Here is a 23,817-nt window from a genome sequence, read left to right as displayed (position 1 = left end):
TAACCATGAATTTCGAGGACATCAAAGGCAAGACAGTGGTTGTCACGGGCGCCGATGGTTTCATCGGCAGCCACGTAACGCAGCGTCTGATCGCGGAAGGCGCGAACGTGCGCGCCCTCTGCGTCTACAACTCCAACGGCTCCTACGGCTGGCTGGATGACCTGAGCCCCGAAGAGCGCGACGCCGTCGACCTCCAGCTCGGCGACATCCGCGACGCTGAGTTCGTCTCGGACCTGGTCAAGGGTTCCGACGTCGTCCTGCACCTGGCCGCGCTGATCGCCATCCCGTACTCCTACCAGGCGCCCCGCTCCTACGTGGAGACCAACGTCGTCGGTACCCTGAACGTGCTTGAAGGCGTGCGCCGCCACGACGTGCCGCGCCTGGTCAACACCTCCACGTCCGAGGTCTACGGCACCCCGAAGACGGTGCCGATCACGATCGACAACGAGCTCCGCGGGCAGTCTCCCTACAGCGCCACGAAGATCGCTGCCGACAAGCTCTGCGAAGCCTGGGCCAGCTCCTTCCAGACTCCTGTTGTGGTGCTGCGTCCGTTCAACACCTACGGTCCGCGGCAGTCCGCCCGCGCCGTGATCCCGACCGTGCTCCAGCAGATGATTGCCGGCGCCGACAGGATCCACCTCGGCTCGCTGACGCCGCGCCGCGACTTCACCTTTGTCGCAGACACCGCCGACGGCTTCTTCAAGGCCGCGACCGCGCAGATTCCGCTGGAGGGCCAGGTCATCCAGCTGGGCACCGGCTACGACGTCAGCATCGGCGAGCTCGTTGAAATGGCCGCCAAGGTGACGGGCTCCAACGCGGAGATCATCACCGAGGACATCCGGGTCCGTCCCGAAGCCAGCGAAGTGATGCACTTGCTGTCCGATCCCTCGCAGGCCCTCGCCGAGCTCGGCTGGGCCCCGCAGGTCGGCCTCGAAGAAGGCCTGCGCCGCACCGCCGAATGGATCGAGGCCCGTGGCGTCGACGCCGCTGCCGCTGCCAAGTACGCCCGCTGAACCGCCAGAAAGGCAAACCGTGTCGCGAGTACCCCTAGCAATCCCGAACATCGGCGAACGCGAAGCAACGCTGATGAACGAAGCCATCAGCAGCGGCTTCGTGTCCTCGGTCGGGCATTTCGTCAGCGATTTCGAGAAGCGCTTCGCGGAGTATGTAGGAGCGAAGTACGCCGTCGCCTGTGCCTCCGGAACCGCAGCCCTTCACATCGCCATGCGCCTGGCCGACATCCAGCCCGGCGACATGGTGGCGGTGTCCGACTTCACCTTCATGGCCAGCTCCAACGCTGCGTCCTACCAGTTCGCCGAACTGCTCCTGGTGGATTCGGATCCTGAGTCCTGGTGCATGGACGTGCCCAAGCTGCGCGCCGAACTGGAGCGCCGGAAGGCCGCGGGGGAGAAGCTTCCCAAGGCGATCGAGATCGTGCACATCCTCGGCCAGCCCGCGGACGCAGCTGCCGCAGTCGAGCTCGCACGGGAGTACGGCATCCTCGTGATCGAGGACGCCGCCGAGGCCCTGGGCGCTACTTGGACGTCCGGCCCGCTGGCCGGCCGCCACGTCGGCACGGTCGGTGACATGGGCGCGTTCTCCTTCAACGGGAACAAGATCATGACCACCGGCGGCGGCGGCATGTTCACGACCAACGACGAGGAACTGGCGCGCCGCGCCAAGCACCTCTCCACCCAGGCACGCCAGCCTGACCGTGGCTACCTGCACGACGAAATCGGCTTCAACTACCGGTTGACGAATATCGCGGCAGCTCTCGGCGTCGCCCAGCTCGAACGGCTTGACGGCTTCGTTGCAGCCAAGCGCGCCATTGCGAAGCGTTACAACGAGGCCTTCGCTGGTACTGAGATCCAGACCCCTCCGGAGCTGGACGGCCAGGAGTCCACGTACTGGCTGTACTCGGTCCAGGTGCCCGCCTCGCGCGGCGCCAACGCCCGGGACGAGCTCCAGGACTTCCTCGCCGAGGCCAACATCGAGTCGCGTTCGCTGTGGCGCCCCCTGCACATGCAGCCGCCCCTGAAGGACGAAGCACGCGTGGGAGGCAGCGTCGGCGAAGACCTCTTCGCACGCGGCCTGTCCCTGCCGTGTTCCACGGACCTCACGCCGGAAGACCAGCAGCGGGTCATCGACCGTGTCCTCGAGTGGCTTGCCGGCAGCGGTGAGTAAGACAGCGCCCGACGGCGGTCCAGCCGCCGCGGGCGCCGTGAGCAACACCGGGCGGAACTCGCTTCTGTACCTCGCCGGTGCCCTCATGCAGGGCCTCGGCATCTTCATCGTGCAGCCGTTTGCCCTGCACCTGCTCAACAGCGACGGCAAATGGCAGGAACTGTACCTGTCGGTTTCGCTGATCCAGGTCGGGGTGGTGCTTGCCTCCGCCGGATTGCCGCTAGCCATCACGAAGGCCTGGTTCGAACCGGGAGGCCAGGCCAAGGCCCGCGCAATCAGCGGATTCCTCACCATCGGCGGGCTGCTGCTGGGCCTGGCAGGTGCCGGTACCTACGGCCTCGTCACGGGCGGCAACGGCACAGCCAGCTTCGCGATCGCCCTGGTGGCCATGGGACTGCAGGCGTCGGTCCTGGCGGCCCAGGCAATCCTGCGGGCACAGGGGCGCCCGCTCATGTTCGTTGCGCTCAGTCTGTGCTCGTCAATGGCCGCATACGTCGGCGGACTGCTTGCCATGCTCCTTTTCGGGGCAGAAGCCGTGGTCTTCATGGCAGGGTACGGCGTCCTCGTCTTCCTGAGCGCAATCCTGTCGCTGCTCGTCGGCCGGCCTGCGATGCCGCTGTCCCACAAGGGTGCGCTGCGGGAGGCCATTGCCGTCGGAGCCCCCGTGCTGCCACACACCGGCGCGCTCATGCTGCTCACCCAAGGGGCGCCGTTCCTGCTTGCGGCGCTGGCAGCCAACGGCATTTCGGGCGACTACGGCAAGGTCCAGGTTTTCATCCTGGGAACCATCACACTGCTCGGCGCCCTCAACAATGCCTGGGTTCCTGCCCTGATGTCCGTGCGCGGCCAGGACCGGGTTGCCCGCATGCGCTCCACCATGACCACGGCGAGCCTTGCCGGACTCGCGATCGTCGTTGTTGCAGCGGCCGGGGCGAACCTCGTCGTCCACCTGATGGCGGGAGGCAAGGAGAGCCTCATCCCCGTAGCCCAGCTCATGCCTCTCGCGGCGATGGGGTACGTCTTGTACCTCAACGCCTCCACGCTGCTGTTCGCGGACAACGCCACCTGGTGGCTCTCGGTGGTCACCCCGGCGGTCCTGCTGGTTTCCGCCGCCGTCGCTTTCTGGCCAGCGTCGACAGGGAACCTCGTCGGAGTGGCGGTTTCATCGGCGGCTTCGTTCCTGCTGCTTGGCATTGCCTATTTCGCTGTCGCCCGGAAACGTGCGGCCGGTGGCTGGGCACCGGGGATCTATGTGGCGTGCTGCATTGCGGCCGTCGGCTATACGGTCGTCCTGATGCTGCTGCCGACGAACCTCACCACCGGCCTCATCACGGTTGCGTCCGTCGCCGTGGCGGTTCTTGGGGGAGCCGCTCTGTGGCGTGCCAGGCTGCGCCCCGGCAGTGCCCGTATGAAGCCAGAAAGGGCCAGCGTTGACTGAGTCTGTGCGAACCTCCGAAAAGGCTCCTGCCAAGGCGGGGCAGCCCATCGTCTTCTTCGACTTTGCCCGCGGGATTTCTGCGCAGGCGGTCGTTCTGGGCCACGGGTTGAACATCTTCCTGCCGGGTATCTTCATGGTCCCCGGGCACCGCGTCTTTTACATGCAGTCGTTCGCGGTGATCATCTTCTTCGTTCTTTCGGGGTACCTGATTACCAGCGCGGTGCTGAAGAAGCGGGACCGTCCCGAATTCACTTTCGGTTCCTATCTGCTCGACCGGGTGGCGAGGGTGGTCTACCCCCTCTTCCCCGCGCTGGTACTGATCATCGGTTTTGACTTCCTGGTTTTCCGGGGGACGACCAGGCTGCCTTTTGACGGCGTGGATCTGAGCCCGCAGGCGATAGCCGGCGCGTTCACCATGTTGTTCAACCACCCGCTCCTGCAGGAACTAGGCCCACGCCTCGGGGCACCCTGGATAAACGCTGGGCCCGTGGGCAGCGGAGCACCGCTGTGGTCCGTGGTCGCCGAGTGGTGGATCTACCTCGCCTTCGGCCTCCTGGCTTTTGTGGCCCTACGGAAGGTGAAGCTGGGCTTCGGCGGTGCCGTGCTGCTGATCTTCGCCATTGCAGTGCCCGTGGGGTACATGGCCAAGGGGAGCTATGAGTCGCTGGCCTGGATCATTGGAATGCTTTACGCCCTCGCGGGCAGCAGGGTTGCCAAGCTGCCACGTTCCTTCCATGCCTGGCTGGTGGTCCTGGGCATTGCGGCGTTCCTCGTGGCCTTGTACTACAACCGCCAGAACCTGCACTCTGCCAGCACCATCCTTCCGGCCGCCGTCGCGTTCTGCCATCTGTACTTCCTGTTCGACGGCGTGGCCGCTGAACGGTCGGCGTCCGGGCGGATGCCAGGCGCCTTCCAGGAACGGTTCGGGCGGGGGTTCAGGGCGTTCAGCCTCTTCCTGTCGAGCTACAGCTACTCCCTTTATCTCCTCCATTTCTCGGTTGTGTCATACCTCTGGTACTTCCTGCACGGCGCGCTGCCAGCCTGGCAACTGATTGCCCTTTCGATGATTGCCAGCAACGTGGTCGCTTTCGGGTTCTACCTGTTGGTGGAGAAGCATTTCCACCGGGTCGGGAAATGGCTCAAGGGTGTCCTGCTGCGTCCGGTCCCCGTTGCGTCCAGGCCGGCCGGCTCGGTCACGCGCAATCACGATCTAGAGGACGCCAAACCCTGACGCGGGAAAGAGGGCTGGGCCGGGTCCCGCCTTTTTTCTTCAGCCCGCCGCGCGTGAATCGCGCCGGGCCCGCTGCGCTAAACTCGATCCGGTGGATTCCCGCTTGCACGTTGTGTTCGCAGCGTCCCGGCCCGGGTCTTCACTGATTGCCACGGGTCCTTTCCGAAGAACGGAAAACGACTGCTTCGTGGCGAGGGGGCAGTGAAGCGAGGAGCCACGTGTGTCATCTTTTGCCGGCCGGATAATGGGAAACCGGCCGACGCGGGTCCGGCACGCCTGGGTTCATGTTGCAGCCGCTTTGCTGTTCGCCGTGGCCACATTGGCAGTCGGCCCGGGCGTGGTCTGGGGCGACACCGTCCAGTACATCCGGATTGCCCACGAACTTCAGGGCGCATCGCCTGATGAAGCCTGGGAAGCGGCATACCTGGAATTCTGCAAGAACCCGTCCATCCCGTACGCGGGAACGGTCGAAAACTGCCTGAGCACCACCATGGCGGGGCACGGTCCTGTGATCGGCTACATCGACAGGAACCCGCAGTACCAGGAGATCTTCAGCCCCCGGATCGGCTATCCGCTGATAGCGCTGCCCCTGATGAACCTTCTCGGCGACCGGACCGGACTGTGGATTGTCGCCGTCCTGTCGACGGCGATCGCCGGTCTCTTGCTGGCCAGGCTCGCCCGGCTTGCCAACCTCCCCTTGTTGCCGGCGGCAATTGCGCAAGCGGCCTTCTACCTTCTCCCGGTGAGCCTGCCGCATGGCATCGCCTTGCTTGCGGAGGCCCCGACGCTGCTGTCCTCCCTCGTCATGGCAGTCGGTCTGGCCCAGTTGCTCAACGGTGCGCGGAAACGGGGCGTGGCCCTGATGGCGGCGGGCCTGGGAATGGTGTTCTTCTTCAAGTACTCATCAACGATGCTGCTTTGCGTGAGCTTCCTGGTGCTTTGCCTCTCCATGCTCCTGTTCAAGGAGTACCGGCGCCGACCACAACTCCGGGCAGCAGCGGTCGTCACCGCACTGTTCGCCGCCGCCAGCGTCCTCATCAACACGTTGCTGGGATTGCCTGGCCTGCAGCACAGCCTCCAGGACACCTTCACCGACCACTTCAGGTTCCCGCCGGTCGATGACCCGCTGCAGCGACTCATCGCGCTGGAGGGTGATTTTGCTTTGTCTTTCCTCGCAGCGCTCCCGGCGAACGCCGTTTATCTTGCAGCATTCATCACGGCCGTCGTGGGTATGGTGCTCGCCAAACGGCGCGGAATCCTCCCCATGGCCGGGTGGGCAGCGGCGGGGCTGTCGATCTACGGGGTCCTGAGCGTCATCGGACACCCCGTCTACAGCCAGTCGGACCGGCTCGGTTCCAGCCTCTGGGTTGGCGTTGCCATAGGGATGGGATTCCTGGCATTGGTCATCCAACGCCGGCTCAAGGGGGACACCGGCCCGGCCGGGACCACCGATGCCGGCCGCGGCGTCACGAATAGTTGACCGTTACCCCGCTGGCGGTCCAGGTCATGCTGCCGCCTTGGAATGCGACCGTGCGGTAACCAAGGAAGGCAACGGCCGCCGCCTTCGGATATCCCAACTTACCCATCTGCCAGCCTGCCTGGCGCCACGCCTCCCGGTACGGTTCGGTGACCGCGTGGGCCCCTGTTGCCGACGTCCAATAGACGTTGCCCTTGCTGAAGGCCTGGTAGCAGCCGCCCCCGTAAAGGCCGCACATCACCCGGCTGGTGGGGTAGCCGATGGCGGGTTGGAAGCCGGCTTCTTTCCAGGCGGTCCAGTAGGCGCCGGTGACGGCGTGGGCCCCGGTGGCCGAGCTCCAGTAGATGTTGCCTTTGGCGAAGGGCTGGTAGCAGCCGCCGCCGTAGAGTCCGCAGGTGACGGGGCCGGTGGGGTAGCCGATGGCGGGTTGGAAGCCCACTTCCTGCCAGGCGTTCCAGTAGGCGCCGGTGACGGCGTGGGCCCCGGTGGCCGAGCTCCAGTAGATGTTGCCTTTGGTGAAGGGCTGGTAGCAGCCGCCGCCGTAGAGTCCGCAGCTGACGGGGCCTGTGGGGTAGCCGATGGCGGGTTGGAAGCCTACCTCCTGCCAGGCGGTCCAGTAGGCGCCGGTGACGGCGTGGGCCCCGGTGGCCGAGCTCCAGTAGATGTTGCCTTTGGTGAAGGGCTGGTAGCAGCCGCCGCCGTAGAGTCCGCAGCTGACGGGGCCTGTGGGGTAGCCGATGGCGGGTTGGAAGCCTACCTCCTGCCAGGCGGTCCAGTAGGCGCCGGTGACGGCGTGGGCCCCGGTGGCCGAGCTCCAGTAGATGTTGCCCTTGGTGAAGGGCTGGTAGCAGCCGCCGCCATAGAGTCCGCAGGTGACGTTGCCCTTCGGATATCCCAGCCCGTCCTGCCAGTTCGCCTCTCTCCAGGCGGGCATGTACGCATTCTTGACCGCAAATGTCCCGACATTGGGCGTGCGGTAGATGGTCCCTTTTTGGAATGTCTGGTAGCAGGTGGTGCTGCTCGCGCTGCCGTAAGGGCAGGTGACATCGCCCGTGGGATAGCCGAGGCCGGACTGCCATCCTGCCTCTCCCCAGGCAGTCCAGAAGGTCCCGATGACCGGATACGCACCGGTTGCCGGGTTCCAATAGATGTTTCCGTTGGCGTAGGCCCGGTAACATCCGCCGTTGACCAGCCCGCAGATGTCCGCGGTGGATTTTGCGGCGCCGAGAGGACCGGTGGCTCCGCCGGTGGCGAGCCATTTGTTGTAGATCGCTCCGCGGGAATCGTCCCGCGACCTGGCGAAGAGCTGCAGCTGGGAGGTCGCACCGTTCCAGATGTTCGAATCACCTTGGAAAGGCCCCGTGCTGCTGTACTGCCAGAAGCTGAAGGTCTCCCAGCTCGCCGGCAGCGTGCCGGGGGTATTGCTCGGTGACGAAGGATACGCTGCGATCCAGAGCGGGTAGTTGGAGAACGCGGGGGAATTGCCGGTGCAGCGCTGCCACCAGTCAGTCGTCGAGTAGATGACGGGGTAGCGTCCGGTCAGGGACCATACGGTGTTGCCGAAGTCGGAGATCCATTTGACCATCTGGGCGGCAGAAAAGTTGTAGCAGACATTGCCGAAGTAGAAGCCGTTGATGGTACGGCCTTCGTAGGGGTTGTATTCGATGTCGAGCACCGGCGGCAGGGTGTAGCCGTCGCCGCTCCAGCCCCCGCCGTTGGCGACGAAGTACCGGGCCTGGTCTGCCGCGGAAGACCAATTGGGAATCGCGAAGTGGTAGGCGCCGCGGAGCATCCCGACATTCCTGGATCCGTTGTACTGCTGGGCGAAGTTCTCGTTGGTGTAGTAGTTGCCCTCGCTCGCCTTCACGTAGGCGAAACGGGAGCCTTGCTTCCACTGGGAGGCCCAATCCACGTTGCCCTGGTGGGCGCTGACGTCCTGGCCGGCCACCCCGTAGCTTGGACGCCAGTGGTTCGGATCGGGTGCCATTGGCAGCGCCCCGGCGACGGCTCGGGAACCCAGAGTGCCGGCACCGCCTGTTGCCTTCTTGTCCGCCACAACCCGGGGCGAACGTTGGCCCATTTCCGCACCCCCCTTCGGAATGGCGGCACGCATGGCGTCTTTCATGTCTTGCGACGCGGAACTGCCGTCGCTGGCAGGCATGGCCGGCATGGGAACGGAAGGAACCACGGCAGGTGCCGGAACAATTTCCTGCGGCGCGGGCGGCACGGGATCCTGGGCCCGTTCGAGCGGAGCCGCGGGGCCGGTGGAAGGCGCTGAGCCGGTGGAAGGCGAAGGATCCGGTGGAAGGGTCTGGGCATGCGCCGGTGCTGCGAGGGAGAGAGTCAATCCCAGCAGGAGGGATAGCACGGTCCCGCCGCGTGTGATGGAACGTTTGGAATCCGCTACAGGGGTTGTCTTTTTCATTCCTTGTTCCAGCTCGACGCCGCCCCACAGGGAGCCTTTGTTCGTAGCGTCGACTGCGCGCACAGTGCCAGGTTCCGTGCAGCGCATCAATAAGGCCGGCTCCTAACCGGGACACCATAACATTTGCGTGTCTGGAGTGGCCAGTGGTACAGGAGTGTCCAACGTGGTTTCCGGGATCCGGTTATCCACAGCTGGACCCATGTGACTTGGATCCGTGTTGTACAGTCCCTAGCCTTGATCCCGTTGCACGTTAGATCCCGTTGAACGTTATATCCCTTGCCAGAGGGAGCGCCACATTGGGGGGAAGATGGACGCTGTCCGCATCGTCGAAGACGAAGTCCGGGAATTGATCCGCCGTCGTGGGCTCGATCCCCTCAAGCAGGCCGTCGAGGTGCATCGCCTGGTCGAAGCCGCGGTCAACGACTATGATGCACGCGCATTGATTGCACCGCTGCCTCCGATCGGCCACCTGGAAAGCGCGCGGAAGCAGGTCTTCGACGCCGTCGCCGGCTTCGGGCCGCTGCAGCCTTACCTGGACGATCCCACGATCGAAGAAATCTGGATCAATTCGCCGAACGAAGTCTATGTAGCGCGGAACGGGGAATCGGAACTCACCTCGACCACCCTCAACGACCAGCAGGTACGCGACCTCGTGGAGCGGATGCTGAAGAGCTCGGGCCGCCGTCTTGACCTGTCTTCACCGTTTGTCGACGCGGCGCTGCCGGACGGCTCCCGCCTGCACGTCGTCATTCCGGACATCACCCGCCGGCACTGGGCCGTGAACATCCGCAAGTTCGTGGTCAAGGCGAGCCGCCTGGAGCATCTCGTCGAGCTCGGAACCCTGACCCCGCAGTCCGCACGGTTCCTCGGCGCGGCCGTGGCAAGCGGCCTTAACATCCTCGTCTCAGGTGCCACCCAGGCGGGGAAGACGACGATGCTGAATTGCCTTGCCGCAAACATCGGTTCCCGCGAGCGCGTCATCACGGTAGAAGAGATCTTCGAACTGCAGTTCCCGCTGCGCGATGTCGTTGCCCTGCAGTGCCGCCAGCCCAACCTCGAGGGGCAGGGTGAGATTCCGCTGCGCCGGCTGGTCAAGGAAGCGCTCCGCATGCGCCCCGACCGGCTTGTGGTCGGTGAAGTCCGGGAAGCCGAAAGCCTGGACATGTTGATCGCGTTGAACTCCGGCCTTCCGGGCATGTGCACCGTTCACGCCAACTCCGCCCATGACGCCGTCACGAAGATCTGCACGCTGCCCTTGCTGGCCGGCGAGAACATTTCCAGTGCCTTCGTCGTCCCCACCGTGGCGTCCTGCATCGACCTCGTGGTCCATTGCAGCCGCAGTGCCAACGGACATCGGCAGGTCACCGAGATCCTCTCCCTTGGCCGCCGCGTGGAAAACGGAATCATTGAATCTTCCCTGGTCTTTACGATGCAGGACGGGCAATTGCTTCCGAAGGCGAACGCCATGCCGTCCACCGAGAAATTCGCCCGGGCGGGCTTCGACGTCGCTGCGCTGCTGGGGGCGCGATGATGGCGCCCTTGCTTGGAGTCCTTTGCGGACTCGGGGTCTTCCTCATCTGGTGGTCCGCCTGGGAGCAGGCTCCCGCCGCAACCCGGGAACGGAAGCCGAAGCGGCTGGAGACCCTTCTCCTTACCGCGGGCATTGAGAAGGTCAGCTCTGCGGGCCTCACTGCTTCCTGCCTCGGTCTGGGCCTGTTCGTGGTCCTGGTCTTCTTCATCGTCACCGGATCCCTGCCTATCGCCGCTTGCTTCGGTCTCTTCGGTGCCTGGCTCCCGCTCGCCGTCGTGCGATGGCGGGCCCGACGGCGGACCGCGATGCTCCGTGGCCTGTGGCCCGACGTCGTCGATCACCTCCGCTCGGCCATCCGCGCCGGCCTGCCGCTGCCGGAAGCGCTGATCCAGCTCGGGCACAAAGGCCCGGAGGAACTGCGCACCCTGTTCCGGGACTTCGGCGCCGACTACCGTGCAGGTGGCCAGTTCGATGCCGCGCTGAACAGGCTGAAGGGCCGCCTAGCTGATCCCGTGGCCGACCGGATCGTCGAGGCGCTCCGGATGACCCGCGACGTCGGCGGTTCCGATCTCGGCCGTCTTCTGGGAACGCTTGGCGAGTTCCTCCGCGAAAGCGCGCGGACGAGGAGCGAGCTTGCTGCCAGACAGTCCTGGACGATCAACGCCGCCAGGCTCGCCGTGGCGGCGCCGTGGATAGTCCTCATGCTGCTGGCGAGCCGGCCGGAAGCCATCGCCGCCTACAACACGCCCATGGGCGTTGCTGTGCTGGCCGGCGGCCTGGTGATCTCGGCATTCTGCTATTCGATCATGCTGAGGATCGGTGCGCTCCCCGAGGACGAGAGGGTGCTCCGATGAACTCCTTTTCCGCCATGGCCGTTTTCTGCGGCTTGCTTCTCGGGGCCGGGCTTTGGCTCGTCCTTGTCCGCATGCCGTTCATGCGGGCCACCCCGTTCCTGGAACGGATTGAGCCGCAGCTCAGGTCCCACAACCTTGAATCCACGCTCCTGCAGACTTCCGGACACAACATCACGCCTTTCGGACCCCTGGAGAGGATCCTGCGCCCCTTGGTCGAGGACGGCTTGCACCACCTCGCGAAGTTCAACTTCGGGACCACGGCCCTGAACAGGCGCCTTGCGCGGGCAGGTTCCAGGAAGACGGCTCTGGACTTCCGCGCCGAGCAATTGCTCTGGGCGGCCATCGGCTTCGTGCTGGCCATCGTGCTCACGGTCTTCAGTGCGACGGCCGGACGCTTCAACCTCGGCCTGTCGCTCGTTTCGGTTGTGGGGGCGACGCTCGGCGGGTTCCTGTTCCGCGACTACGTGCTCGGCGTCCAGATCAAGCGCCGGGAGAGGCGCATGCTCGCGGAGTTCCCAAGCCTGGCCGAGCTCATGGCCCTCGCGGTGGGGGCGGGCGAGAGCGCGATCGGTGCGCTGGATCGGGTCTGCCGGACAGCGAACGGTGAACTGGCGAAGGAGTTCGCGCTTGTCCTGGCCGCCACGCGGGCAGGGAAGCCCCTGGTCGAGGCGCTGCAGGACTTTTCCGCGCGCACAGAGCTGGGGGCGTTGGTGCGCTTCGTCGACGGCATGGTTGTCGCCGTCGAACGCGGCACGCCGCTGGCCGAAGTCCTCCGCGCCCAGGCATCGGACGTCCGCGACAGCGCCAAACGGGAACTCATGGAGTCGGCCGGCCGCAAGGAAATCGGCATGATGGTGCCGCTGGTCTTCGGCGTCCTTCCACTGACTGTCGTGTTTGCCGTCTACCCGGGCGTCGCAGCCCTGAACCTGGGCTTCTGATGCACGCGCTTCTGATGCCAGTTGCAGCCACCCCGGGCAACCCGGTCTTCGAACAAGAAAAACCTGCACAAATGACCCGCACAAGGAAATGGGGAAGAACATGACAACGCAACAACTCCGGAGCCTGCCGGTGACCACCTTGGGGTACCTGTCCCGGTTCCTCGAGGGCATTGGGTCCCGCTGCGCCCGTCGGCTTGCTTCCGACGCCGGTATGTCCGAGCGGGGCGACGTCCCCGGTTGGGTGATGATCACCCTGATGTCCGCCGCCCTGGTTGCCGGCTTGCTGGCGTTGGCGACCCCGGCGCTCGCCGAATTGTTCAACAATGCCATGGACAAGGTCAACAAGTAGATCCATGCTGCCGGACACCAGGACGGGTGCGTTGCACCCTGGCACCCGCGGGGACGAGCGGGGCTCCGCCGTCGTCGACTTCGTCCTGGTCGGCACCCTCCTGACCTTCCTCTTCCTCGCCATCATCCAGTTGACCCTCGTGCTGCACGTACGCAACACCCTCATCGACGCCGCGTCTTCCGGCGCCCGCTACGGCACCCTTGCCGACAGGACGCCCGACGATGCCCGGCATCGCACCGCCGATCTGATCGGCACCGCGCTGAACCCGGGCTACGCGCAGGACATCTCGACGTCGGAAGCGGAGGTCCGGGGGATCCGCACCCTTGAAGTCACCGTCAGGGCGCCGCTTCCGGTCGTAGGTCTCTTCGGTGTCCCGGTTTCCGTGCTGGAGGTGAAGGGCCATGCGGCGCTTCCCGGTTGATCTTCAGCGGCGCCTTGGTACCCGGCTGCGTGTCTCCCTCTGCCGCCCACGGTCAGGCGACGGACCGCTTCCGGGCACCGGAAGGGAAGAGGGGAGCGCCGTCGTCGAGTTCACGTTCCTGGCCCTGCTGCTGATGGTTCCGCTCGTGTATTTCATTGTCACGGTCGGCCAGTTGCAGGGCGGCGCTTTCGGGGTGGTAGGTGCCGCGGACCAGGCCGCCAAAGTGTTCGTTGCCCAGGAAGACGCCGGCCGGGCCCGGGCGGCGGCGGAACAAGCGGCCGTGCTGACCCTTGCCGATTACGGGCACCCCCCAGAGCGCGCGACGATCGATATTTCCTGTGACCGCGCCGACTGCATGTCTGCGGGCGCAACAGTCACGGTCACCGTAAACCTCACGGTTCCGCTGCCCATGGTGCCGTTCGGCGATTCGCTCCGGCTCGATGCCGGCCGGCTGAACGCCTCTGCTTCCCAGATTGTCGGGAGGTTCCGATGAGCGCCAACGGCGCCCGGGGCGAGTCCGAACAGGGCCAGACCATGGTGCTGATCATCGGCTTCACGCTGCTTGCCTTACTCCTGGCGAGCGTCGTCGCGGCGGCCTCGGCCGTGTACATCGAGCACAAGAAGCTCCTGTCGATGGCCGACGGCGCCTCGGTGGCGGCCGCCGACAGCTACACCCTTGGCGGCACGACCAGGGGATCCAGCCGGCCGGCGGCGGTGCTCACCAGCGAACGTGTCCGCAGTGTCACGGCGTCCTACCTCAGCCGCAACAACGCCTATGCCCGCTTCGACCGCCTTGCTGTCGGAGGGGGCACGGGAAGCCCGGACTCCTCGTCGGCGGACGTCACCCTCACCGCCGTCGCGCATCCGCCGATCGTGAGTTTCCTCCTCCCGGAAGGCATTCCGATCGAAGCACGGTCCACAGCGCGCTCCCGGCTCACACGCTAGTCGGCGGCGGTTCCGGCTCCTGGTTCCGGCTCCCGGCTCCTTCCATGTTTGTCACGCGGGCACCGGCAGGACACCGGGCCCTTCCGATGGCGTAGGCTTGAACAACCATGGCTGAGATTGATTTTTCCGCGGAAATCCGCGCCCTTCGCTCAACGTACTCCTCCATCGAGCAGGTGTCCGACGTCGATAGGCTCAAGGCTGATATTGCCGAGCTGAGCGAACAGGCAGGGGCTCCGGACCTTTGGGACGATCCTGCGTCTGCGCAGCAGGTCACGTCCAAACTCTCGCACCGTCAGTCCGAGCTGGAACGGCTGAACAAGCTCGCCGGCCGCATCGACGACCTTGAGGTACTCGTCGAACTGGGCCAGGCCGAGGGCGACCAGGATTCCATGGCTGAAGCGGCCACGGAGCTGGAGTCAATCCGGAAGGCCCCTGGCCGAACTCGAAGTCGTGACCCTGCTTTCGGGCGAATACGACGAACGCGAAGCCGTGGTCACCATCCGCGCAGGCGCCGGTGGCGTGGATGCCGCGGACTTCGCGGAAATGCTGCTGCGCATGTACCTGCGCTGGGCCGAACGGCACGGCTACCCCACGTCCGTCATGGACACCTCCTACGCCGAAGAAGCCGGGCTGAAATCGGCAACCTTCGAAGTCAAGGCCCCGTACGCCTTCGGCACCCTGAGCGTCGAGGCCGGAACGCACCGGCTGGTCCGGATCAGCCCCTTCGACAACCAGGGCCGGCGCCAGACCTCCTTCGCGGCGGTCGAGGTCATTCCGCTCATCGAGCAGACCGACTCGATCGAGATCCCCGACAACGAAATCCGGGTAGACGTCTTCCGTTCCTCGGGCCCCGGCGGCCAGTCCGTCAACACCACGGACTCCGCAGTGCGCCTGACCCACATCCCGACGGGAATCGTGGTGTCGATGCAGAACGAGAAATCCCAGCTGCAGAACCGCGCCGCCGCGATGCGGGTCCTGCAGTCCCGCCTGCTCCTGCTGAAGAAGGAGCAGGAAGACGCCGAGAAGAAGGCCCTGGCCGGCGACGTGAAGGCATCGTGGGGCGACCAGATGCGCTCCTACGTGCTCAACCCGTACCAGATGGTCAAAGACCTCCGGACCGAGCACGAAGTCGGCAACACCTCTGCGGTGCTCGACGGCGAAATCGACGACTTCATTGACGCGGGCATCCGCTGGCGCACCGGAAACCGTAACGCCGCAGGCTAAGCCGCGGACGAGGTGAACCGGCAGCCGGTTGGGCCCCGCGCAGGATAGTCACAGGCCTGGCGCAGGATAGACACAGGATCGGCACAGGATTGGCGACACGCCCCGGGAGGCCGCGTTCTTCCCGGGAACCCGTGCGTATAGTCGAAGGGCCGGTGCCCATCTTCCCCAAACGAAAAGCCCCGCACCGGTGGCTGGAGCTTCGCGCGATGCGGCGCGTCGGTCGGGGTTGCCGAAGAGCCATGATCCGATTTGAGAACGTCACCAAGGTTTACGACCCCAATGCGAGGCCGGCGCTGGATGACGTCAGCCTCGAGATCGAACGCGGGGAGTTCACCTTCTTGGTCGGCGCCTCGGGATCCGGAAAATCCACCTTCCTGCGGCTGATCCTGAAGGAAGACCGGGCCACTTCGGGGTCGGTGTACGTGGCCGGCCAGAACGTCGCGAACATCTCCAGCTGGCGCGTGCCGAGGCTGCGCCGCGGCATCGGGGTCGTCTTCCAGGACTTCCGCCTCCTGCCGCAGAAGAACGTCTTCGCCAACGTCGCCTTCGCCATGCAGGTCATCGGCAAGAGCCGGAGCATCATCAGGGAAACCGTGCCCGAGGTCCTCAAGACGGTCGGTCTTGAAGGCAAGGAAAAGCGCATGCCCCACGAACTCTCCGGCGGCGAGCAGCAGCGCGTCGCGATCGCGCGCGCCGTCGTCAACCGGCCCGGCATCCTCCTGGCGGACGAACCCACCGGAAACCTGGATCCCATCACCTCTATGGGCATCATGGGCGTCCTCGACAAGATCAACCAGAACGGGACCACCGTGGTGATGGCCACCCACGATGACGACATCGTGAATGAAATGCGCAAGCGCGTCGTCGAACTGCGGAACGGCGTGGTGGTGCGTGACGAGGCCAAGGCGCTCTACACCTCCATGATCCCCGTGGTCGGGGAGTCCCGCCGGCTCAAGGACGCCAGCGGCGAAGAACTAAACCGCGCGACGGGAGGCCAGCTGTGAGGCTTGCATTCATCCTCGGTGAGATCGGCAGCGGTCTGCGCCGCAACCTGTCGATGGTGATTTCGGTCGTCCTGGTGACTTTCGTGTCGCTGACCTTTGTCGGGGCCGCCGGCATGCTGCAGATGCAGATCAACCAGATGAAGGGCTACTGGTACGACAAAGTCCAGGTGGCGATCTTCCTCTGCAACGAGTCCTCGACGTCGGCCGGCTGCGCCTCCGGCGCGGTTACCGATGAACAGCGGGAGAACCTGGGCAAAATGCTTGAGTCTCCGGCCGTCAAGCAGTACATCAGCGATTTCCAGTTCGAATCGCAGGCCGAGGCGTTCCAGCACTTCAAGGACCAGTTCTCCAATTCGCCGATCGTGGACTCGGTGACCCAGGACCAGCTCCCGGCGTCCTTCCGGATCAACATGAAGGACCCGGAGAAGTACCAGATCATCAGCGAGACCTTCTCATCCCAGCCGGGCGTGGAAACTGTCAGCGACCAGCGCCAGGTGCTTGAACGGATCTTCGTCTGGATGAACGGGGCTTCCGTGGTTGCCATGGGGATCGCCGTCGTCATGATCGTCTGCGCGGTGCTGCTCATCACCACCACCATCAGGTTGTCCGCGTTCAGCCGGCGCCGCGAAACCGGAATCATGCGGCTTGTCGGCGCCTCCAAGACCGTCATCCAGCTGCCGTTCATCCTCGAAGGCGTGATCGCCCGCCGTGGTGGGGGCGCTCCTGGCCTCCGGTACGCTGTGGCTCGTGACCCTTTGGCTCAACGGCGATCTGTCGCGGCAGTTCCTGAATACCCCGTTCATTTCCTCCGCCCAAGTGCTAGTTGTCGCGCCGGTCCTGATCGCCTTGGGCGGCGGACTGGCGGGCATCGCTTCCTTGCTAACCCTCCGCCGATACCTGAAGGTGTAATGATGAACCGCAGCGAAGAGCAGAAAAGCCTGCCGGCGTCGGGAAGGGTCCCGCTGCCGGTGCAGCTGCGGCTTGCGGCGCGCCGGATGAAGATCGTGGCCGCTGCGCTGGCGGTGGCGTTGGCGGCTGGCCTTGGGGCAGCGGCGCCGATTGCCCGGGCCGACGATCTCGAGGACAAGCAGTCCGCCCTGGAAGCCGAAGCGGCACGGGTGGAACAGTCCCTGGAGTTCGTTGATGCCAAGATTGCCAAGGCTGCCGGTGATCTGGTGGTCTACCAGGGCCGCCTGCCCGGTGCGCAGCAGGCCCTGCTCGAGGCCCAGGGGCGCGTAGCCTCCGCCGTCCGGGAGGTCGAAGCCCTGGCCGCGCGCGTGGATCTGGCCCAGCAGAACAAAGCCAAGATCACCGAGCAGCTGGAAAACGACAAGCAGAAGATCAGCGAGACGAAGAAGCTGATCGGCCAGATCGCCTCGCAGGCCTATAAGTCCGGCGGTGTTCCCACCAACGTCGCGCTGCTGTTCGGATCGAACGACGGCGGCAGCCTCACCGAAACGATGGACCTCGCCGACCAGGCCATGCGCAGCCAGAACGCCGCCATGACCAAGCTGACGCAGCAGAACGCCACCAACGTGAATTCCCAGGCGCGCCTCGCAGCGGTCGAGGACGAAATCCGGGACCTGAAGGCGAAGGCCGATGCCGCCCTGGCGCGTGAGAAGGCCGCCCGGGACGAAGCCGCGGCCAAGAAGGCCGAAGTGGACAAGCTCATTGCGGACACCACGCGACTGAACAGCCAACTGCAGGCGGCCAAGCCCGGCATCCAGGCCAAGCTGCAGCAAGTGAAGGAACAACAGGCCACCGTGGCCGCGGAGATCGCCGAACGCGACCGCAAGCTCCGTGAGGCCTGGGAGGCTGAGCAGCGCCGGATCGCGGAAGCCGCTGCGGCAGCAGCGCGTGCGCAGAATAGGCCCGTGCAGCCCTACAACCCTCCGGTGGTGCCGCCGGCCTCGGCCTTCGGCCTGATCCACCCCGTGCCGGCCGACGTGCCGATCACCTCGGGTTTCGGCTGGCGTGCCACGCCTCCTGGAACCATCGACTTCTACGGCCAGGGCGGCTACATGCACACCGGCATCGACTTCGGGGCCAGCTGCGGCACCCCGGTGTACGCCGCGGCCGCCGGAACCGTGTTCTCGGCAGGCTGGGGCAACGATGGCGGCGGCAACAGGGTCAAGATCTCGCACGGTGTGGTGGGCGGCCATTCGCTGACCACGGTGTATTACCACAACACCAGCGTGGTGGTTTCCGAAGGCCAGCAGGTCAGCCGTGGCCAGCTGATCGCGTACTCGGGCACGACGGGTAACTCCACCGGCTGCCACGTGCACTTCGAGACCTGGCTCGACTCGGCCGCCGTCGACCCGATGACCCTGCTCTAGCTCCCCTTTGTCGGGGCGGGGCGCGGCTTTCCGGGCCCGCCCCTGGCGTAGACTGGGGTGAATCTCAACAAACCAAGGAGTTCTACCGTGCCCAAGGAAAGTGGCCGTAAGGTAGTGGCCACCAATCGCAAGGCCCGGCACAACTACCACATCCTGGACAGCTATGAGGCTGGCATCGCCCTCATGGGAACCGAAGTGAAGTCCCTTCGCGAGGGCCATGCGTCGATGGTCGACGGTTTCTGCACCTTCTACAACGACGAGTTGTGGATGGAAGGAATCCATATCCCCGAGTACAACCAGGGGAGCTGGACCAACCATGCCGCGCGCCGCCGTCGCAAGCTGCTCCTCCACCGGGAAGAGCTGGACAAGATCGCGGGCAAGATCCGGGAATCCGGCTTCACCGTGGTGCCGCTGCAGCTTTACTTCCTGGACGGCCGCGCAAAGGTTGAAATCGCACTTGCCCGAGGCAAGAAGGACTATGACAAGCGGCAGACGCTCAGGGAACAGCAGGACAACCGGGAGGCGCTGCGCGAAATGCGCGAACGCAACCGGCGCTAGCCGCCCGCGCTGCGTGGAATGATTTCCCGTCGCGGTGCGTTATGATGGATAGTCCGGACGGAATGGCGGTCTTGCCGCTGTGCCGGACGGAATTTGGTAACAAAATACGGGGATGATCGGTTTCGACGATGTTAGTCGCGACAGGTGAAGCGGGCCGAGGATGCAGAATTATCTCGTAAACGCTGTCTGCAAACCAATAAGTGCCGAATCTAAGCGCACTGACTTCGCTCTTGCTGCCTAAGCAGTAAGACAGTCCGTCAGCCCGGGGTTGCTATCGCCCCGGTTCCTGGCGTCATTCAGATAGCCACTGCTGTTTACCTTCGTCATTGGGGTGAACGGGACTTTTAGATGACTGGGCCCGGATCAGCCAGCTGTTTGCAGCATGGCTGGGGCCGAGAAAATCCGACGCAAACTGCGCCCGGAGAAGCCCTGACAACACGACATCGGACGGGGGTTCAATTCCCCCCATCTCCACGAATTGAGGCCCCTGGAAACAGGGGCCTTTTTTCGTGCCCTCACTGGCCCGAAGAACAGGTTCACCCACGGCGTAGCGTTGCGCGGATTAGGGGCGGTTCCCCGCGCGTTGAAGCAGGTATCAAGGCCTGAGGAGGCAGCCATGGGCAACGAACCGGAGGCGGTGTTCCCGGAGGAACCTGCTGAGACCGTGTCCGACGACGACGTTTTGGACACGTATTCGCAGACCGTCATGCGGGTGGCAGGGAGCGTGACGGCACACGTTGCCGCCCTCGAAATGAACGGCGTCCGGCGCAACGGCTATGTCAGGCTTGGTGCCGGTTCAGCGGTGGTCTTCACGGCGGACGGCTACCTGCTCACGAACGCACACGTCGTAGCAGGCCACCAGGGAGGAAGGGCCGTTTTCGTTGACGGCACGCACAGCGAAGTCGAGCTCATCGGCTCCGATCCCTTGTCCGATCTCGCCGTGCTCCGTGCCCGCCACACTCCTCCGCCGGCGGTCCTGGGGAACGCTGAATCCCTGCGGGTCGGTCAACTCGTTGTTGCGGTCGGCAATCCGCTGGGGCTGTCCGGATCGGTGACTGCCGGCGTCGTCAGCGGGCTTGGCCGCTCCATCCCCGTGCGGTCGGGAAGGCACACCCGGCTGATCGAAGACGTCATCCAAACCGACGCGGCACTGAACCCCGGAAATTCGGGGGGCGCATTGGCAGACACGAAGGGGCGGATCGTCGGCATCAATACGGCCGTTGCGGGGCTGGGCCTGGGCCTGGCGATTCCCATCAACGGCACAACCCGGCGCATCATCGCTGCCCTTTTGCGTGATGGCCGGGTCACGAGGGCCTACCTCGGATTGGTCAGCACCCCGATCCCGCTGGACGTGGGCGCCGTGGTGAGGACGGGGAACAAGGAGGCCCTTCGGGTGGTCGAGGTGATCGCAGGCTCGCCCGCGGAACAGGCCGGAATGCGGCCTGGCGATCTGGTTCTCAGGGCCCAGGACAAGGCGGTGTCCAGCGCGGAAAGCCTGCAGAAACTGCTGTTCTCCCAGGCGGTCGGGGAGCCCTTCCGGATGTCGGTGCTGCGTGACGGCCGGATCGTGGACGTGGTGGCGGTCCCCAGCGAAATGAGCGATAAGGACGAATAAGACACCCGGGGCCGGTGGCCCCGGGTGCTCTCATTTCCTTTTCAGATGCGCAACGGGATCGATGGCGGCTTCGGTGTCGTGCTTGGCGCGCTTGACGGCCCGCTTCTGCTTGATGGATTTGCCGCTCTTCTTTATCTCGTGCTGGTGTGGTGATTTGTCAGGCATGACTCGCTCCTATGCCGGATACCGCAGGGACCACCTCTGGAGACCATCGGCCCCCACTTTGTAAACTACGCCCCTTTCGGCTGGATACAAGGTCCGTGCCCGGGCGTAGGCTGTGCACATGAACGACACGGCCGTGCTCCCTCCAGCTACGCCGCTGCAGAAGCGTGTGCTCGTGGTGGCCATAGTGGCTTCGTTCATTGCCTTCCTGGATACCTTCGTGGTCAACCTGGCGTTGCCCGCGATCGGGCGCGAACTCGGCGGCGGACTTGTCATCCAGCAGTGGGTGGTGGACGCGTACCTGCTCACGCTCGGCGGCCTGATCCTTGTGGCCGGTTCATTGTCGGACCATTTCGGCAGGGTGCGGGTACTCGAATGGGGGCTGGGCGGCTTTGCCCTGACATCGGTCCTCTGCGGCCTGGCCTGGTCGGGTGAGGTCCTTGTGGTGGCCCGGGCCCTGCAGGGTGTAGCCGGCGCCCTCGTGGTTCCGAGTTCGCTGGCGCTGATCGTGAACTTCTTCAGCGGTCCGTCGCAGTCGCGGGCCATCGGCCAGTGGTCCGGATGGACCAGCGCCGCGGCCATCGTGGCGCCGTTGGTGGGCGGGCTCTCGGTCGACTATTTGTCGTGGCGTTTCTTCTTCTTTGCCAATGTGGTCCCGCTTGCCGTGGTCTGGCCCCTGGTCCTGAGGCTGCGCGAGGACGACAGCAGGGACCCCGCAGCGGGACGCATCGATTATCGTGGTGCGAGCCTGGCAATCGTCGGACTCGGCGGTCCCGTGTACGCGTTCATCGAACAGGGCCACCTCGGCTGGGGCAGCCCGTTCGTGTGGGTGCCGCTTGCCGTCGGCGTGGTTGCCCTGATCCTGTTCCTCGCCCACGAAGCCCGGACGCCGGCGCCAATGCTGCCGCTGCGGCTCTTCACGATCAGGAACTTTGGCTGGGGAAACATCGCGACCCTTGCCATTTATGCGGCCTTCTCCCTGGGCTTCTTCCTGCTGGGGATCTACCTCCAGCAGGTGGGCGGGATGACCGCGACGACGGCAGGTATCGCCCTGCTGCCTTCCACCCTGATCCTGATGCTGGCCTCCAGCTACTTCGGCGGCCTTGCCGGCAAGTTCGGGCCCCGTTGGTTCATGACCCTCGGCCCGGTGCTATGCGGCATCGGCTTCCTGCTGCTGCTTACGGTGCAGCAGACCCTGAACTACTGGGCCCAGGTGCTGCCGGGGCAGATCGTGTTCGGAATCGGCCTGGCCGTGACCGTCGCTCCGCTGACCGCTGCCATCCTGGGCGCGGTTCCAAGCGAACAGGCGGGCATAGGTTCGGCGATTAACAACGCGGTGGCCCGCATCGCGGGCCTGATCTGCATCGCCTTTGCCGGGATTATCACCGGCCCGGTCCTGACGACGGCGGGCCTGCACCAGGGCGCGGTGGTCACCGCGGTGCTGCTCATGATCGGGGCGGCCGCGTCCGCCGTCGGGATCCGCAACCCCGAACTGGAGCCGGTGACGCAGGGCGGGGACGGCCGATAGCGTCAGGCGTCGGGCAGCGTGCAGCCTTCGTGCGTCGACTCCGAAGCGATCCAGAGAGCCGAGGCCACCTCGTCGGCGAGATCGTACTCCCGGCTGGAAGAGCCGCTGCCGATCTTCACCACCAAGGCCCCGCCGAAAGGCTTGCGGCCCAGCACCTCCACGCTGGCGTCCAGGTCGATTTCCTCTGCGGCCAGGTAGCGCAGCAGCTCCGGGTTTTCGTCGCTGATCCTGGTGATCCGGCCGGAATGTCCCTTGTCGAGTTCGACCATCCGGTGGGCATGCGGCAGCGCGACGGTGCCGTCAGCGGCGGGGATGGGGTCGCCGTGGGGATCCCGCGCCGGGTCGCCGAGCTTCCGGGCCATGCGTTCGATGAACGTGTCGGAGACTGCGTGTTCGAGGAGTTCGGCTTCGTCGTGGACTTCGTCCCAGCTGTAGCCAAGCTCCATCACAAGATAGGTCTCGATCAGCCGGTGCCGGCGGACCATGGCCAATGCGAGCTGCATCCCCTCCGGGGTCAGGGTGATCGCGCTATAGGGCTGGTGGTCCACCAGGCCCTGGTCCTTGAGCTTGCGGACCATCTCCGAGACCGAGGAGTTCGCCACGCCGAGGCGCTGGGCGAGCTGCGAGGACGTGATGGGTTTGTCCTGCCACTCGGTAAACGAATAGATGACCTTGACGTAGTCCTCGATCGAGGATGAGGGCGTACCGGTCTTCACGGTCCTAGCCTACCGTGAACGGCCTGCCTGGAAATTTGCCCGGCTCAGACTTTCCGCGCCCGCCAGCTCTGTGTTACATAGGGCAGCCGGATGACGTCGGATGGCCCGTGGCCAAGGTGGTCGTGCAGATACCAGTGGAGGTTGGCGATGACCTTGGCCCGGGTGGCCTCATTCGCCCGCAGGTAGTAGCTGCGCGACTTCGTCAGCTCCATGATGTCTTCGGGAAGCAATGGATCCTCCCACGGGCTCAGGTGGCTCTCCAGGCCAGTGAATTCCGGGCCCACCACGGGCCGGAAGTCCGCTTTATGGACGTCCCCGGCATGCATGATGCGCGAGAGCCGATGGACCCACGGGACCGAGGTGTCCAGCTGGTTCCACACCAGTCCGAGCACCCCGCCGGGTCGCAGGATGCGGGCCAGTTCGGTGCTTGCCGGGAAGGGATCGCACCAGTGCCAGGCCTGGGCAACGCTGACGACGTCGAATGCTGAGTCCGCCAGCCCTGTTGCCTCTGCCGTGCCGAGGAGTGCCGTGGCCGCCGGGTAATCCTTCCTAAGCTGCGCGAGCATGTCTTCGGAAGGGTCGACGGCGGCTGTCAGCAGGCCGCGTTCCAGCAGCAGGGCGGTGAATTTGCCGGTCCCGGCGCCGATGTCCGCGGCGGTCCGGGCGCCGGCGGGCACCAGCCAGTCCGCGGAATCGGCAGGGTAGCCGGGACGGACGCGATGGTAGTGCTCGCCGCCGTCCTGGAAGCTCGAACCGAGCTCACGCCGCCGGCCGCTGTTGAGCTTGGGGCCGTGGAGCCTGGGCCCGCCGCGGTGTCCACCGGATCGCAAAGCCACGCGTCCACTCCTCACAGGGTCCTGAAATACCCTACGAATCTACCG

At 65.2% G+C, this 23,817-nt stretch carries 22 protein-coding genes, 1 other RNA gene and 1 pseudogene; 20 read left to right on the top strand and 4 right to left on the bottom strand.

The window, feature by feature from the left end:
- The first annotated feature begins 5 nt into the window (after window positions 1-5).
- The 5 genes from ACZ9CK_RS11510 to ACZ9CK_RS11490 all read left to right on the top strand — a co-directional run bounded on the left by ACZ9CK_RS11510 (window position 6) and on the right by ACZ9CK_RS11490 (window position 6,333).
- On the top strand, window positions 6-1,013 hold the full coding sequence (locus ACZ9CK_RS11510; protein ID WP_426298568.1) for an SDR family NAD(P)-dependent oxidoreductase: 1,008 nt from the start codon (window positions 6-8) through the stop codon (window positions 1,011-1,013).
- A complete protein-coding gene (locus tag ACZ9CK_RS11505) occupies window positions 973-2,184 on the top strand; it encodes an aminotransferase class I/II-fold pyridoxal phosphate-dependent enzyme (RefSeq protein ID WP_476050010.1) in 1,212 nt (403 codons plus the stop codon). The genes ACZ9CK_RS11510 and ACZ9CK_RS11505 overlap by 41 nt, the downstream gene beginning before the upstream one ends.
- The gene (locus tag ACZ9CK_RS11500) at window positions 2,177-3,622 is read left to right on the top strand and encodes a polysaccharide biosynthesis protein (RefSeq protein ID WP_476050009.1); all 1,446 of its coding nucleotides are present in this window, start codon (window positions 2,177-2,179) and stop codon (window positions 3,620-3,622) included. Before ACZ9CK_RS11505 ends, ACZ9CK_RS11500 begins: the two co-directional genes overlap by 8 nt.
- 4 nt (window positions 3,623-3,626) lie before the next feature.
- Window positions 3,627-4,853 carry an acyltransferase family protein gene (locus ACZ9CK_RS11495; protein ID WP_476050008.1) on the top strand — a complete coding sequence of 409 codons (1,227 nt, stop codon included), beginning with the start codon at window positions 3,627-3,629 and terminating at the stop codon, window positions 4,851-4,853.
- Window positions 4,854-5,163: 310 nt separating this feature from the next.
- Window positions 5,164-6,333, top strand: coding sequence for a hypothetical protein (locus ACZ9CK_RS11490; protein WP_476050007.1), 1,170 nt, complete (start codon window positions 5,164-5,166; stop codon window positions 6,331-6,333).
- Here ACZ9CK_RS11490 and ACZ9CK_RS11485 read toward each other — a convergent pair.
- Entirely contained in the window at window positions 6,320-8,755 is a 2,436-nt protein-coding gene (locus ACZ9CK_RS11485) for a GH25 family lysozyme (RefSeq protein WP_476050006.1), read from the bottom strand. The genes ACZ9CK_RS11490 and ACZ9CK_RS11485 overlap by 14 nt on opposite strands.
- Before the next feature lie 307 nt (window positions 8,756-9,062).
- Between ACZ9CK_RS11485 and ACZ9CK_RS11480 the strand changes: the two genes are divergently transcribed.
- The 14 genes and pseudogenes from ACZ9CK_RS11480 to ACZ9CK_RS11415 all read left to right on the top strand — a co-directional run bounded on the left by ACZ9CK_RS11480 (window position 9,063) and on the right by ACZ9CK_RS11415 (window position 20,530).
- Complete coding sequence (locus ACZ9CK_RS11480; RefSeq protein ID WP_476050005.1) at window positions 9,063-10,286, top strand: CpaF family protein; 1,224 nt, start codon at window positions 9,063-9,065, stop codon at window positions 10,284-10,286.
- Window positions 10,286-11,140 (top strand): type II secretion system F family protein, encoded by an 855-nt coding sequence (locus ACZ9CK_RS11475; protein WP_476050004.1) that lies wholly within the window; start codon window positions 10,286-10,288, stop codon window positions 11,138-11,140. The genes ACZ9CK_RS11480 and ACZ9CK_RS11475 overlap by 1 nt, the downstream gene beginning before the upstream one ends.
- Window positions 11,137-12,078 (top strand): type II secretion system F family protein, encoded by a 942-nt coding sequence (locus ACZ9CK_RS11470; protein WP_476050003.1) that lies wholly within the window; start codon window positions 11,137-11,139, stop codon window positions 12,076-12,078. Before ACZ9CK_RS11475 ends, ACZ9CK_RS11470 begins: the two co-directional genes overlap by 4 nt.
- Before the next feature lie 100 nt (window positions 12,079-12,178).
- Complete coding sequence (locus ACZ9CK_RS11465) at window positions 12,179-12,427, top strand: hypothetical protein (RefSeq protein ID WP_476050002.1); 249 nt, start codon at window positions 12,179-12,181, stop codon at window positions 12,425-12,427.
- A 4-nt stretch (window positions 12,428-12,431) separates the two neighbouring features.
- The gene (locus ACZ9CK_RS11460; protein WP_476050001.1) at window positions 12,432-12,848 is read left to right on the top strand and encodes a TadE family protein; all 417 of its coding nucleotides are present in this window, start codon (window positions 12,432-12,434) and stop codon (window positions 12,846-12,848) included.
- A complete protein-coding gene (locus ACZ9CK_RS11455) occupies window positions 12,829-13,341 on the top strand; it encodes a hypothetical protein (protein WP_476050000.1) in 513 nt (170 codons plus the stop codon). The genes ACZ9CK_RS11460 and ACZ9CK_RS11455 overlap by 20 nt, the downstream gene beginning before the upstream one ends.
- Entirely contained in the window at window positions 13,338-13,793 is a 456-nt protein-coding gene (locus ACZ9CK_RS11450; RefSeq protein WP_426298548.1) for a pilus assembly protein TadG-related protein, read from the top strand. Before ACZ9CK_RS11455 ends, ACZ9CK_RS11450 begins: the two co-directional genes overlap by 4 nt.
- Before the next feature lie 107 nt (window positions 13,794-13,900).
- A protein-coding gene (prfB, locus tag ACZ9CK_RS11445) for a peptide chain release factor 2 (RefSeq protein WP_426298544.1) occupies window positions 13,901-15,017 on the top strand; the annotation gives its coding sequence in 2 pieces (ribosomal slippage) (window positions 13,901-14,224 and window positions 14,226-15,017; 1,116 coding nt in all).
- A 239-nt stretch (window positions 15,018-15,256) separates the two neighbouring features.
- A complete protein-coding gene (gene ftsE, locus ACZ9CK_RS11440; protein WP_426298542.1) occupies window positions 15,257-16,021 on the top strand; it encodes a cell division ATP-binding protein FtsE in 765 nt (254 codons plus the stop codon).
- Window positions 16,018-16,930, top strand: a pseudogene (ftsX, locus tag ACZ9CK_RS11435) (permease-like cell division protein FtsX). Before ftsE ends, ftsX begins: the two are co-directional and overlap by 4 nt.
- An 86-nt stretch (window positions 16,931-17,016) precedes the next feature.
- Window positions 17,017-18,357: a peptidoglycan DD-metalloendopeptidase family protein gene (locus ACZ9CK_RS11430; RefSeq protein ID WP_476050895.1), complete on the top strand. Its 1,341-nt coding sequence runs from the start codon at window positions 17,017-17,019 to the stop codon at window positions 18,355-18,357.
- Between the two features lie 87 nt (window positions 18,358-18,444).
- A complete protein-coding gene (gene smpB, locus ACZ9CK_RS11425) occupies window positions 18,445-18,915 on the top strand; it encodes an SsrA-binding protein SmpB (RefSeq protein WP_074591609.1) in 471 nt (156 codons plus the stop codon).
- Between the two features lie 108 nt (window positions 18,916-19,023).
- Window positions 19,024-19,392: a transfer-messenger RNA gene (ssrA, locus tag ACZ9CK_RS11420) on the top strand.
- 139 nt (window positions 19,393-19,531) lie between these two features.
- On the top strand, window positions 19,532-20,530 hold the full coding sequence (locus ACZ9CK_RS11415; protein ID WP_426298537.1) for a S1C family serine protease: 999 nt from the start codon (window positions 19,532-19,534) through the stop codon (window positions 20,528-20,530).
- 30 nt (window positions 20,531-20,560) lie between these two features.
- Here ACZ9CK_RS11415 and ACZ9CK_RS11410 read toward each other — a convergent pair whose 3' ends face one another.
- Window positions 20,561-20,695, bottom strand: a complete 135-nt coding sequence (locus ACZ9CK_RS11410; protein WP_426298535.1) for a hypothetical protein — start codon at window positions 20,693-20,695, stop codon at window positions 20,561-20,563.
- 112 nt (window positions 20,696-20,807) lie between these two features.
- On the opposite strand from ACZ9CK_RS11410, the gene ACZ9CK_RS11405 reads away from it, so the two are divergent.
- Entirely contained in the window at window positions 20,808-22,220 is a 1,413-nt protein-coding gene (locus ACZ9CK_RS11405; RefSeq protein ID WP_476049999.1) for an MFS transporter, read from the top strand.
- Between the two features lie 2 nt (window positions 22,221-22,222).
- Here ACZ9CK_RS11405 and ACZ9CK_RS11400 read toward each other — a convergent pair whose 3' ends face one another.
- Both ACZ9CK_RS11400 and ACZ9CK_RS11395 read right to left on the bottom strand, forming a co-directional pair.
- A complete protein-coding gene (locus ACZ9CK_RS11400) occupies window positions 22,223-22,936 on the bottom strand; it encodes a metal-dependent transcriptional regulator (RefSeq protein WP_426298531.1) in 714 nt (237 codons plus the stop codon).
- A 44-nt stretch (window positions 22,937-22,980) separates the two neighbouring features.
- Window positions 22,981-23,766, bottom strand: a complete 786-nt coding sequence (locus ACZ9CK_RS11395) for a class I SAM-dependent methyltransferase (RefSeq protein WP_476050894.1) — start codon at window positions 23,764-23,766, stop codon at window positions 22,981-22,983.
- Between the last annotated feature and the right edge of the window lie 51 nt (window positions 23,767-23,817).

This window comes from Arthrobacter sp. TE26545, from assembly GCF_056279005.1.
Note: the sequence above shows the minus strand (reverse complement) of the source record. Positions and strands in the feature narration are given on the sequence as shown.

What these genes read in the sequence shown, in the direction of transcription:
- ACZ9CK_RS11510 (WP_426298568.1), top strand. Translation starts at nt 6, where the DNA reads ATGAATTTCGAGGACATCAAAGGCAAGACAGTGGTTGTCACGGGCGCC.
- ACZ9CK_RS11485 (WP_476050006.1), bottom strand. Translation starts at nt 8,755, where the DNA reads ATGAAAAAGACAACCCCTGTAGCGGATTCCAAACGTTCCATCACACGC.
- ACZ9CK_RS11480 (WP_476050005.1), top strand. Translation starts at nt 9,063, where the DNA reads ATGGACGCTGTCCGCATCGTCGAAGACGAAGTCCGGGAATTGATCCGC.
- ACZ9CK_RS11475 (WP_476050004.1), top strand. Translation starts at nt 10,286, where the DNA reads ATGGCGCCCTTGCTTGGAGTCCTTTGCGGACTCGGGGTCTTCCTCATC.
- ACZ9CK_RS11470 (WP_476050003.1), top strand. Translation starts at nt 11,137, where the DNA reads ATGAACTCCTTTTCCGCCATGGCCGTTTTCTGCGGCTTGCTTCTCGGG.
- ACZ9CK_RS11465 (WP_476050002.1), top strand. Translation starts at nt 12,179, where the DNA reads ATGACAACGCAACAACTCCGGAGCCTGCCGGTGACCACCTTGGGGTAC.
- ACZ9CK_RS11460 (WP_476050001.1), top strand. Translation starts at nt 12,432, where the DNA reads ATGCTGCCGGACACCAGGACGGGTGCGTTGCACCCTGGCACCCGCGGG.
- ACZ9CK_RS11455 (WP_476050000.1), top strand. Translation starts at nt 12,829, where the DNA reads ATGCGGCGCTTCCCGGTTGATCTTCAGCGGCGCCTTGGTACCCGGCTG.
- ACZ9CK_RS11450 (WP_426298548.1), top strand. Translation starts at nt 13,338, where the DNA reads ATGAGCGCCAACGGCGCCCGGGGCGAGTCCGAACAGGGCCAGACCATG.
- ftsE (WP_426298542.1), top strand. Translation starts at nt 15,257, where the DNA reads ATGATCCGATTTGAGAACGTCACCAAGGTTTACGACCCCAATGCGAGG.
- ACZ9CK_RS11430 (WP_476050895.1), top strand. Translation starts at nt 17,017, where the DNA reads ATGAAGATCGTGGCCGCTGCGCTGGCGGTGGCGTTGGCGGCTGGCCTT.
- ACZ9CK_RS11415 (WP_426298537.1), top strand. Translation starts at nt 19,532, where the DNA reads ATGGGCAACGAACCGGAGGCGGTGTTCCCGGAGGAACCTGCTGAGACC.
- ACZ9CK_RS11410 (WP_426298535.1), bottom strand. Translation starts at nt 20,695, where the DNA reads ATGCCTGACAAATCACCACACCAGCACGAGATAAAGAAGAGCGGCAAA.